This is a genomic window from Pseudoalteromonas sp. MEBiC 03607 (genome assembly GCF_004792295.1).
Classification (GTDB): domain Bacteria; phylum Pseudomonadota; class Gammaproteobacteria; order Enterobacterales; family Alteromonadaceae; genus Pseudoalteromonas; species Pseudoalteromonas lipolytica_C.
Map to the genome: position 1 here is coordinate 2,822,078 of NZ_SRRY01000001.1, position 12,739 is coordinate 2,834,816.

The following is a 12,739-nucleotide window of genomic DNA, read 5'->3' on the forward strand; positions in this document are numbered from 1 at the left end:
CCTTTTAGTAGTCACGTATTTGACTCAATTTGATGAGGATTCACCCTCACCATAATACCTTTACACTAATTATAACTCACTTTCTTTAATTGCGTTTAGTACACGCTTTGCAGATACAGGATAGGGTGTCCCCAGTGTTTGTGCAAATAAAGAAACGCGCAACTCCTGTTGCATCCAAAAGATATTTGAAATCTCTTCTGGTACAGGCATCCCCTTTGGAATTTTGTTAGTAAGTTTTTGATATTGCTCGGCCACTTTTTCAAGCTCTATTACACATAAACGATCGCGATTAGGATCAACCGGTAACTTTTCTAAGCGACGTTCAATAGCTTTTAAGTAACGAATTAAATCTGTCATTTTTGCTGCGCCGTGCTGGCTTACAAAGCCTTTGAACACTAAGCTTTGTAACTGTGATTTAATATCACCGTGCGCCGTAATCATGGTTAAATCAACGCGTCCTTTCATACGTTTATTTAAGCCATGAGCTATACTCAGCACTTGCTCTACTTGGGTGGCAATCTCAACAACTGTGTCACCAAGCTCGCCGCGAATTTGCTCTTTGGCCTTTTCAAATGCCTCTGCAGTGCGGATGTTGCCATATTTAGTTAATAGGCTATCGACGGCTGCTGCGATACAGTCATCAATTAAGTCATTCACCTTACCAAATGGATTAAAGTACAAACCCAATTTAGATTTGTTCGGTAAGTTTTGCTGTAAATATTTAATCGGTGATGGCACGTTTAATAGTACCAAGCGGCGTAAACCTTGTTGGTGAGCCTGCTGTGCTTTGTGTTCAGTATCAAATAGCTCAACTGCTGCTGAATCTTTTTTATCCACCAGCGCCGGAAACGCTTTAATTTCGTATTGACCTTGCTTTTTCACGTAAGAGCTTGGTAATTCACCAAAGCTCCACTCGGTCAAATCAGCTTTCTCTATACCCTTGTCAGCTACTTTAGATAAGGTATCCGTCACTTTACCTTGCAACTGAGCTTTAAGCTTAGTCAGATTTAAACCGCGAGCAAGTAACTTATCGTTTTCATCGCGCACTTCAAACTGTAAGCGTAAATGTGGAGCAAGGGTTGATAAATCCCATGCATCAGGCTCAACACGCACCCCAGTCATACGCAATAAACGCGTGCTAATTGCATCAATTAAGTTACCTTGCATTGGCTCGATTGCAGCGAGTACCGCATCGGCATAGTTTGGTGCAGGCACGAAATTACGACGAATTGTTTTTGGTAGTGATTTGATCAGCGCACAAATTAACTCATGTCGAAATGCTGGAATATGCCAATCAAAGCCAGTTTCTTGTACTTGGTTTAACAGTGCCACCGGAATTTGTACCGCCACACCATCAACGGCTTGGCCTGGGTCAAAATGATAAGCCAGTGGTAATAATAAGTTTTCTTGCTGCCAAGTATCAGGGTAATCAAACTCGGTGACATGATCTGCACCATGCTGCATTAACTCTTCTCGAGACATATGCAAAAAGCGCTTATCTTTTTGCTTTTGCCCTTTCCACCACTTATTAAACGCGGCACGATTATTCACATCTTGCGGAATTTTCTTGTCGTAAAATTCAAATAAGGTTTGTTCATCAACCAAGATATCACGGCGACGTGATTTATTTTCAAGAACTTGAATATCTTCAATTAATTCTTGGTTATATTGTAAAAAACCTTCATTTTGACCCAGTTCTTGCTCTACCAAGGCGGTGCGAATAAATAACTCGCGACTTACTTTCGGATCAATATTGCTATACACACAGCGGCGCTTATTAACGATTAATAGGCCATACAAGGTTTGCTGTTCAAACGCGATAACTGCACCCGGCTTTTTCTCCCAGTGCGGTTCACTGTAGCTGCGTTTCACTAAATGCTGTGCAAAGCCTTCCACCCATTTCAAGTCTATACGCGCGTTGATGCGAGCATAAAGCTTACTGGTTTCGACAAGCTCCGCCGCCATAATCCATTTTGGGCTCTTTTTAAATAATCCAGAACCTGGGAAAATATGAAACTGGCTATTACGGGCGCCTTTATAGATTTGTTTTTCATCTTTAAAACCAATATGACTTAACATACCGCTTAATAAAGATTGATGGATTCGGTCACTATCAGCAACATTGGTGGTGGCCTTCATGCCCATTTCATTGCACACCGTTGATAGCTGATAAACAATATCTTGCCATTCACGGATACGCATATAGGCTAAAAAGTCCTTTTGGCATAACTTTCTAAACTGGCTATTGCTCAATTCAGATTGCTGCTCTTCAAGGTAATTCCAGAGATTTAAAAAGGCGATAAAATCTGAATCAGGGTCGTCAAAGCGGCCATGCTTTTCATCCGCTGCGCCGCGTTTTTCTTGTGGTCGCTCTCTTGGATCTTGAATCGACAATGCTGCAACAATAATAATCACTTCACGCAGTGCGCCTAAGCCATCAGCCGTGAGCACCATTTTTGCTAGGCGCGGGTCAACAGGTAAGCGACTTAAACTTCTGCCTGATTTAGTGAGTTCCGTCTTTTTATGACGTTTAGCAGGCTTAATTGCTTCGAGTTCTTCAAGTAGCGTTAAACCATCGTTGATATTGCGACTATCTGGCGCTTGCACAAACGGGAACTGCTGCATATCGCCAAGTCCCAAGCCGAGCATTTGCAAAATAACAGAAGCTAAGTTGGTGCGTAAAATTTCAGGATCGGTAAACTCTGGTCGCGAATTAAAGCCTTCTTCACTGTATAAACGAATACAGATACCTGCTTCAATACGACCACAACGACCTTTACGCTGATTAGCACTGGCTTGTGAAATTGGCTCAATCGGTAATCGTTGTACCTTTGTTCTATAGCTGTAGCGGCTAATACGCGCGGTACCTGGGTCGATAACATATCGAATACCCGGCACCGTTAATGACGTTTCAGCAACGTTGGTGGCTAAAATAATATGACGGCGACTGTGCGGCGCAAAAATTCGGTTTTGTTCAGCGTTTGATAAACGCGAATATAGCGGTAAAACATCCGTGCCTTTGAGGTTTCGCTTCGATAACGCATCGGCGGTATCACGGATTTCTCGTTCACCATTCATGAAAATCAGAATATCGCCGGGGCCTTCATCGCAAAGCTCATCGACTGCATCAAAAATTCCCTGTAGTTGGTCACCATCTGCTTCCATGTCGTCTTTATTGATTTCAGTGGTTGGTCTGTACCGAACCTCTACGGGAAATGTACGACCAGATACTTCAATGATTGGCGCATTATCAAAATGTTTAGAAAAACGCTCAGGGTCAATTGTTGCTGAGGTGATAATAACTTTTAAGTCAGGGCGTTTTGGCAGTAAATTTTTTAAATAGCCTAAGATGAAATCGATATTTAGGCTGCGTTCGTGGGCCTCATCGATGATGATGGTATCGTACTGATTTAGGTACCTATCTTGTTGAATTTCAGCCAGCAGGATACCGTCTGTCATCAATTTAATGTAGCTATTGTCGGAGACTTGGTCACTAAAACGAATTTTAAAACCCACTTGTTGACCTAGCTCGCATTGCATTTCTTCTGCAATACGATTTGCGACACTTCTAGCCGCGAGTCGACGAGGCTGAGTGTGGCCAATGTATCCATCAACACCGCGGCCAAGCTCTAAACACATTTTTGGGATCTGCGTCGTTTTACCAGAACCTGTTTCACCGGCAATGATCACCACTTGGTTATTGGCAATCGCCTGTTTAATATCATCTTTCTTTTGACTAACAGGAAGTTGTTCTGGGTAGGTCACTTTAGGCAAAGCAGCCAAACGATGCTCGCGTAATTGCTGCGAACGGCTAATATCTTCTGCTATTTTTTGCGCTATGCTCGCTTGCTTAGTTTCATCGTTGATTTTTTTGATGCCATGTAGGCGTTTTTTGAAGATGAATTGATCTTTGCGTAAACACGTTTTTAATTCGCCGAACAGCGGACCTAGGTTAACCACCCGATACCCTTATATTTCTTAACCAATAGACTGATATTGTATCAAATAATCTATCAGGTGGTCATGGCTTTATTTAATCCGTTCGGTTGGAATTGGCATGGCACAAACGTCGATGTAATCAGGGCTTTCAACAAACCATGCTTCTACTCGATTTTTACGCGCTTCAATAAGGGCTTTAAACGCATTTGAGTCTGTTTTCATCACCCGAAATTCACTGTTATCTGTGTCTTTGATATCTGCTAATACTTGCATATCTGTGATGGGGTTAAATGCCTGACTATCAGTGGCTTTACGCTGCAAGAGATTAAAGTGCTCCATCCCTTCTAAAACACGACCAAACACAGTGATATTACGGTCTAAATAGCGCTGGCTATTGCCGATGGTTACATAAAATTCGGTACCACCGGAATTGATATCATTACCGCGGGCCATAGCAAAAATTCCTGGGCAATGTACTTGCCATGTTTCGGTTTGGCTTTGGTTTTGTGCCACAGCAAAGCCATTTAAAAAGCCCGTTTTAGCGGCATAGCCATCAGGTCCTTTAAGCTCTGTAATCGCTAAAGGAGTCTCGGTGCGTAGATAAAACTCAGCAGGTAATCCTTTTTTGGCATTTTTAACGGGTTTACTTTCGCTGGCATCCCCGCCCTGCGCAACAAATCCTTCAACAAAGCGATACATACTCAGGCCTTGATAAAACCCTTCTTTGGCAAGCTGTCGCATGTTATTTGCGTGAATGGGCGCTAGTTTATCGTTTAGTTCGATATAAGCAGCGCCTGTAGGTAAGGTTAATTTAATAACGTTTTCGGCACTGACTTTTCGCCACTCACTGCTACTTGCGGTTTTAATGATTTCGCCAGCAGAACGTTTTTGGCTTGTTTCTTTTGCAGCAATTGGTGCAGCTAATACTACGCCAAGGCACAGAGTTAATAGACTTAATTTCATTGTTATTATCTTTTAAGTAATTGACAACTCAGCCTATTAACTTATGCCTTAATAAGCAAATAAAAGCGATTTATGGTGCCAAGTAGATGTATTAGTCCCAATCAAATTTATAAAGAATATCAACATTTTGATAAAGGCCGCTGGTGACCTCGATATACAATTGCGACAACAATTGATAACGAACTGCCACTTCACTTAATGAATCAAAAATGCCGACACTGTATTTCACTTGAATACCTGGTGTAACATAGCCAGATATTTCAACTTTGGTGTCATCCCCGCTACCGCTTGAACTTAAGCTTACATCAGACAAACCAAAGCTTTCACCAATTTTAGATACCACACCTTCACTACGGTTTACACCTTGGGCAAGCAGTAATTGGGTGAGCATCGCATCGGTTGAACTGTCTCCTTCATCAAGAGGTTGACCATTTAATAAATAAGCCAATGCTTGGGCTTGGTCCATCGCAGGCTCTGAGAACACTTTTAATGAAGGTTGTTCGACATTACCAGTTAACGTAATACCTGCAATCACGCCATTAGATGTGTTATCCGGATTACGAATTGCCTTAATGTTTAGGTACGGTTTATCAATAGAGCCGCTAAAGCCCACCTGACCGGTGCGAATTTGCAAGTCTTGCCCAAAGGCACGATAGGTACCTTGAACAAGGTTCAATTCACCCGTTGCTATCATCGGTGTAACTTGGTCCATGCTGATGTTAATGTCACCTTCAACTTTAGACTGTAATCCAAATGAATCAACGCGCACATCATTCTCAACCAACACCTTTAGGTTTATGGCATAGTCAAAGGGGACTTTTTCTGATTGTTGCTGCTCAATATCAACAATGACTTCATCATCGCTGACTTGTACAGCGCCTTCTGGTAGCTCTTCAATGGCAATACGACCCCATGGCACTACAACTTGGCCATCAAGATTAAACGCATTATTCTTCAAAGACATAGTTAAATCTGGCGATACTTTAAAGGTGACATCTTGCTGGGCACGCACAAAAAACTCTTTACCGTTTAATTTCACGTCAACGTCAGGTAAATCTTGCTGCCAATCAATACCGCCAGATAAATTAAGCGCGCCCCCTTCGGTATCTTTAAGCTCACCTGTCAGCTTCGCACTTTGGTTATTAAAGGCAATGTTCACATAAGAGTTTTGCAGCGATACAGGCAGGTTTGCCCCTTCAAGGTTGATTTTTTCGACATCAAAATCACCATTGAGTAATGGTTCTTTTAAAGTACCTGCGATTGCTAATCGACCTTTAATGTCGCCTGTTAGTTGCTCAAGTGAAGCAATAAAGGGTCGTAAGTTTGTTAACTCAATTTTCTCAATAACCAAGTCGCCCGCTAAGGTCTGTTGATTTTGAATATCATCAATGTTGAGCTCTGAGGTTACTTTACCTAATACGGATGAATCAATAGTGGCATTAAGTTTACCGACTTGTGCATCGCTCATTGCCGATATATCTAAAACCTCAACCGGTAATTTATATACACTTGCACCATCGATTAAGGATGCTTCAAGCTGCTGAGTTTTGATATTGGCACGAATGGTTTTTAGTGCGCCATTATTCCAGTTGGCAACAAACTCCCCGCTTGCATCCCCTGTTACTTTCAAGTTATCTGGTAAGAAGTGTTTAAATTCAGCAATCGATAACGCTGCAAGCTGTGCATTTAACTGGCCTAACTGCTTAGTTTGCTGCAAAGTCTCAAAGCATAATTTTGAGTTATCACTTTGCCAGCAATGTGCAGCGACATTAAAGTCAAATGTCTTGGTATTAACTTGAATATTAATTGGTTTATTAGTGCCAAAGCGCACCTGATTATCGGTAACAAGAATTTGGCTCAGCGCACCTTGCCAGGTTTCTTTATTAAATTTACCGTCAATATCAAACGACGCCTTGCCTTGGTCTGCATCGAGTAAAAAAGTTAAATGGTGATCTGTTTTATCGCCGCTAGCGTCTAACTCAATTTGATTAATTTTGTGTTCGCTAATCGATGCAGAATCAAGCACCAATGACACATCCGTTTGCCAGTCTGCAGCGTAATCAAATTGCCCTTTTAATGTTAAACCATCAACCTGAATATCTTGATAGCTCAATGTATTAAGAACTAAATTTAAATCAACCGTTGGCGCAAGACGCTCACCACGCAAACTCAAATCAGCAAAGCCCTTGCCTTGCATAGGCAAGATATCTTGACCACTTGCATCTAAACGCAATTTGCCGTCAACTTGCCATACATCATCTACCTGACCCGATAAAGCAATTTCATTTTTACCGCTTTTCACTTCTAGTTTATTGAAACTCGCATGCAAGCTGCTATCAAGTTCAAAGTCCGACAGCAAGGTCACAGGTACTTCATTCACAGAGCCATTTAATTGTGTGTTATCCAGCGCAAGCTGCCACTCACTTGCTTGTAAGTTAAATGAACCATTAAATTCACCAGACAAATCACTACTTAGTGCATCCGTTAAATATTGGGCTTTTAAGTGGCTTAAACCCCCTTTAAATTGGCTTTTTACGCCATTTGACCAATCAACTGATGCGGTAATTTCTGCTTTACTGTCGTTAGTATTAAGGCTTAACTGCTCAAGTTTTGCGTTTGTTAAACTACCTTGTAATTGCGATTTCACAGTCATTGCCGGTAATGCATCTAACTGCGTTACTAGGCTCAAATCAACAGCATAAGCATCGGCATGGCCTTTCGCTTTTAAATCAAAGTCCGATAATTGCAGCTGTTGTGTATCTGTTGCTATTTGCCACTTTGCTATTTGACCAGTTAAATCAAATGGGTAATTTGTTTGTTTTAGGTTCACAGCCCCTTTTAACTCTGCTGGGTATGCTCCCTGTGTAACTAGGTCTAACTTTAAATCCTCAAGCGGCCCTGAAACTAATAACTTAGCTTGATGCTCAATGCTTTTTACAGACACAGCCCCCTCAATTGAATTTTCACCCGAAAGCTCTGCCACTAAGTTAGAGTGCAATTGCCATTGCTGATAACCTGCAGCAAGCTTTTCAAGATTAATATCGCTTCCTTTAGCTGACGCAATCAACTCGATATTTTCAATAAGCTGAGCCTCTTCTGCGCCATAAGGGGTAACAGCAACTTTACTGATTTGAAATTGCTTTAACTCAATATTAATCGGTAGCGTAATATCGAGGGATGGTAATGCTGGCAGCTCTGTTAATGGCGTTGATTTAGGCTGCTTTTTTGCTTCGTGTAGCATCATAGCAACATCAGCAATGGTCAGTGTATCCACTGTAATATCCGATGCTTCACCGCGACCACTTAAGTTTAATTTGTTGACTGTTACATCGGCACTCGGATGCGCAAGATTAAAGCGATTAATTGCAACTCGCTTAACAGCAACTTTCATTGGTAAGCTAATTTGTGCGGCTTGTGCAACTTCAGGCTCTGTTTCAGAGCCCTGCTCAGTTGATGCAGCTTGGCTTTTAATATTTAAATCTATCGACTGGGCGCTTAAATTATCAAGACAAATGCCATCACAACGCCACCAGAACAAATCAATTTTTAGCTGCTTTGCATCAAGCTTGATGCCTTGATTTTCAAAGTGAACATCAAACGCATCGTTATATAAAAAACGCCCAGATGGCAGCTTTATTGTTAAGCCATCAACTAACTTATTCGCTGTGTATGCAATAAAGTGATTACCGGGCGCGGTGAATAGCAAACAAAACACAATAACTAGCAGACTTGCCAACGTGATTGATAGAACCTTGGTTATCTTTTTTAACATCTTCATTAGATTTCAGGCCCTATGGTAATACTTAATCGGGTACTTTTGCTTTCTTTTGTCAGACCCCAAGCATGGTCGATACGCACCGGGCCAACAGGGGTTAAATATCGAAAACCAAAACCGGCACCGACTTCGACGCGGTCACTAAAATCATTAGTCGCAGTACCACTATCGACAAATAAGGCTGCGCGCCAATGCTCAGCAAATTGATAGTTATATTCAACAGTGCCACTCATCAAATATTTACCACCAATTAAGCGCCCTTCCTCATCTTCTGGGGAAATAGATTCATAGGCAAAACCACGTACACTCTGATCACCACCGGCATAGAAACGCAGTGATAACGGCACATCATTTATATTATCGACCAGCATGGCACCTAGGTTGGCTCTTAAAAACAACATATGGCGATCTGCAAAAGTAGTTAGCCAGGCATTTTGCAGTTGTAAGCGCAAAATGTTGGTTGAAGACATCATATCTTTTAAACCAAATTCGGCCGAAACCATCCATTGGTAACCTTCAGAAGGTGTTGTACCCCCTTCAGTATCTTTTTTCGCATAACTGATGCCGGGCATCAGCATTTTTGCACTTTGCTCCTCATCGCCAATACGATAAGTTTCATAATCACGTCTTAAAAAGGCCGTACGCACCCAGTCGTCTTCGGTTAGCCATTGCCTTTGCAACTGTCCGGTTAATATTTTGCTGTACAGATCATTAGTTAATTCGTCTTCGAGCTTGTAACCCACAGAGAAGCGCCAAAGGTCATCATTAGGATCGTCGACCGGTACCGTATAGCCCAATGATATATCTTGCTGGCGCTCAGATACATTTAGGTTACTTTCTAAGTAGTGGCCATCTTCGGTGATCCAAGGTTTGGTCCACTTAAAACGAACTTTCGGACCAAGATCTGTGCTATAACCGCCACCCACTTCATAGCTATTGGCTGGCTTATGTAATACATCAACATTAACAGGCACTTGATTATCTTTACGTTTTGCAATATCTGCATACACACGGACACTCGCAAAATAAGGGGTACTCGATAGCGCTAAGTTGTAATCAGAAACCTCGGTCGCTTTATATGGCTGACCTTGTTTAAACTCCGCCAGCGAACGAATGTATTTTTCAGCGGGAGTCTCACTCCCAATGGTGATATCACCAAACTGATAGCGAGGACCGGTATCGACATTAAAAATGACTTTTGCGCTATTATTCTTTAGCGATACGGCCAATTTATGCTCGTGCCACTTCGCATCAAAATAGCCTAACTCTAATAGCTGGCTTTCAAGACCTTTTCTAGCAGCCTCATATTTACCGTGATTTAAAAAGTCACCCTGCTTGATTTTGATACTATTGACAGCAGACATAAATTCAGCGTCATCTTTCCCGGCACCAGTGATAGTTACGTTGATATCTGCAATTCGGGTAACAGGGCCTCGTTCAACACCGACAATTAATAGCTGCTGCGCGTTATCGAAACTAATTTTGATGGTCGGTTTGTAATAGCCAAGGGCTTTTAAACTCATTTCTACTTGGCTTTTAGCATGACGCTTTAATGCCTTGGAAGTTTTTTCATCGATAAGTTGTTTTATGTAAAGCTCAACGTTCTTTTCGAGCTCATCACTGATCCCCTGAATTTTATAATCTTTAATAACCGTAGCCGCACTCGATGCATGCTGGCTGTATGAAAAGCAGATAAACAAAAAGACAAAAAAGAAATGCCGAGTATACAAAAAATATCCTTACTTTTTTGGAGGAGTCATAATCTAAAATGAGTACAAAAAGATACTATCACAGTGCAATAGCCACCGACATAATTGAAATGCTAAAATTAGTACGCGTTAAACAATTATTTTCGCTACAATAGCGGATAATACCTAGATTTATAATGAATGAGCGACTAAATGCACTTCCCTGATGACGAAAACGGTCAATTATTAGCTGAAATAGCTGAAGCTGGTGTCGATTTAACCAGTATGCAAACCATCGATTTCTATATTCTTTTTGAACAAAAACCTGAAGCAGAAAAATTTGCTGAAGCGATTACAAGTGATGAGCTTGCTCCTTCAACAGAGTTAACCAAATGCCCAGATACAGGGGTGTGGGAAGTAATTACCCGCGTGAAGATGGTGCCAGATCACACTTTACTTAGCCAAACTGAGCAATACTTAGAAAGCATCGCTAATGGCCATAATGGTTATGGTGATGGCTGGGGTTTAATGGCTGAAGAACAATAAGCCTGCCAGCCAATTTTGTAAGCGAATCAATTTAGTTGATTCGCTTTACGAAAATTCCCCTGATAATCAAATAGCTTTTCTGCCACTTTCCAACCATATTTTTTATTTTTACGCGCAATCACAAAATCGGGGGCCAGTAGTTGCTGCTGTAAATCGACAACCTGCTCAGCGCTTTGCCATTCAATTGGGGTAAAACCTGGTGCTGCTCTCTTACCAAACTGCTTATTAAAAATAAATCGTCCGGTGTCATTTGCTAAGTTAAATACCTCATCACAACTTGCACCGTCTTCATCATAATAACTAATTTTAAGTAAACCTTTTGCGAGAACCTGAGCTGACAAACCACTACATCTTAATACCAAGGCATCTTTTAAATTTAGTGCTTCTCGTAGTTTATCATCAGGGTCTGCCATCATGGCACCACAAGAATGGCACTGCCTTGCAGCAATGTCATTTTGTTCACCACACTGCTCACATTCTTTAAACCGAAAGCGATAATCGCACTGAACTTGTTCTTCACCATCGTCCAGCAAGCCTTGGCAACGTCTGCCAAAATGCTCAATCACTTTGCCCTCGCAGTCTGTTTTACCCCAAAAAATATTCGCAAATCCACAACCCGGACACAGTACTTGAACAGGCTCATTATCACTTTGTGCTTTTTTACTGCCCACTTCAGGATAAAACAAATCAAAACCATTACCTGCATAGTCAATCACTAAGCAGTCTTTTTTTCCTTCACTTAAGCGCAGGCCCCGACCTACAATCTGCTGGTATAAACTGACCGATTCGGTTGGCCGTAAAATCGCGATGAAATCAACATGAGGAGCATCAAAGCCTGTCGTGAGCACAGATACATTAACCAAATACTTTATTTGTTTTGCTTTAAATTGATTAATAATTCGGTCACGTTCGTTATTATCGGTATCGCCGGTTATAAGTGCAGTATTTTGCTCTGGTAAGTAACCGGTAATTTCTTTGGCATGCATCACAGTTGCGGCAAAGATCATCACGCCATGACGCTGTTCACTGTATTCTATAACTTGCTTGATAATAGCTTTTGTTGCCCGTGTGTTATCTTTCAATAATGCATTCATATTTTCGATACTGTATCGACCAAATGAATCACTCGGTAGTGATGAAAAGTCATAATGACTAATAGCAGCATCGACTTCATGCGGCGGCGTTAAATAGCCGTTCTTAATCATATAGCGCAGTGGTAACTCAAAAATACACTTTTTAAATGGCGCATCTTTATCACCTCTAACAAAACCGTGATAATGATGATGATAAACCCAGCCCATCCCCATACGAAAAGGTGTCGCAGTTAAGCCAAGCACTTTAAGATTGGGGTTTTGCTTTTTTAGACTCGCTATCACCTGCCCGTATTGGCTTTGTTCATCACCGCTGACACGGTGACACTCATCAATGATCAACAAAGAGTAGGCATCACTCAGCTTATCGGTATTGCGCGCCAGGGACTGCACACTTGCAAAGGTGACTTGCTCTGTTAAAGACTTTTGCTTTAAACCTGCTGAAAAAATACTCGCCTTAAAGCCAAAGCTCATATATTTCTCTGCGTTTTGCTCCACCAATTCTTTGACATGTGCAAGCACCATAATTTTTTGTTTGGCAATGCGCGCAAGCTCTGCAATAACAAGGCTTTTTCCTGCCCCTGTTGGTAATACGATCAGTGCAGCATCATCTGTTTGTCGAAAGTGAGCAACCGTGCGTTCTACGGCCTCTTGTTGGTAGGGTCTGAGTACGTACTTCATTTTATCGGAATATTCGACATAAAAAAGGGAAGCATACGCTTCCCTTCATATTCTTT

General features: G+C 41.5%; 6 protein-coding genes. 1 reads left to right on the forward strand and 5 read right to left on the reverse strand.

All coding sequences use genetic code 11. The features are described 5' to 3' along the window. Nucleotides 1-69: 69 nt before the first annotated feature. The 4 genes from hrpA to E5N72_RS13005 all read right to left on the reverse strand — a co-directional run bounded on the left by hrpA (nt 70) and on the right by E5N72_RS13005 (nt 10,377). Nucleotides 70-3,960 carry an ATP-dependent RNA helicase HrpA gene (gene hrpA / locus E5N72_RS12990; RefSeq protein ID WP_135925332.1) on the reverse strand — a complete coding sequence of 1,297 codons (3,891 nt, stop codon included), beginning with the start codon at nt 3,958-3,960 and terminating at the stop codon, nt 70-72. A gap of 69 nt (nt 3,961-4,029) precedes the next feature. Then, the gene (locus tag E5N72_RS12995) at nt 4,030-4,902 is read right to left on the reverse strand and encodes a peptidylprolyl isomerase (protein ID WP_135925334.1); all 873 of its coding nucleotides are present in this window, start codon (nt 4,900-4,902) and stop codon (nt 4,030-4,032) included. Between the two features lie 91 nt (nt 4,903-4,993). Then, on the reverse strand, nt 4,994-8,680 hold the full coding sequence (locus tag E5N72_RS13000) for a translocation/assembly module TamB domain-containing protein (protein WP_135925336.1): 3,687 nt from the start codon (nt 8,678-8,680) through the stop codon (nt 4,994-4,996). Then, nucleotides 8,680-10,377, reverse strand: coding sequence for an autotransporter assembly complex family protein (locus E5N72_RS13005; protein WP_135926293.1), 1,698 nt, complete (start codon nt 10,375-10,377; stop codon nt 8,680-8,682). Before E5N72_RS13005 ends, E5N72_RS13000 begins: the two co-directional genes overlap by 1 nt. A 201-nt stretch (nt 10,378-10,578) precedes the next feature. Between E5N72_RS13005 and E5N72_RS13010 the strand changes: the two genes are divergently transcribed. Then, a complete protein-coding gene (locus E5N72_RS13010) occupies nt 10,579-10,911 on the forward strand; it encodes a ribonuclease E inhibitor RraB (protein ID WP_135925338.1) in 333 nt (110 codons plus the stop codon). 26 nt (nt 10,912-10,937) lie between these two features. Here E5N72_RS13010 and E5N72_RS13015 read toward each other — a convergent pair whose 3' ends face one another. After that, on the reverse strand, nt 10,938-12,683 hold the full coding sequence (locus tag E5N72_RS13015; RefSeq protein ID WP_135925340.1) for a DEAD/DEAH box helicase: 1,746 nt from the start codon (nt 12,681-12,683) through the stop codon (nt 10,938-10,940). Nucleotides 12,684-12,739 lie beyond the last annotated feature (56 nt).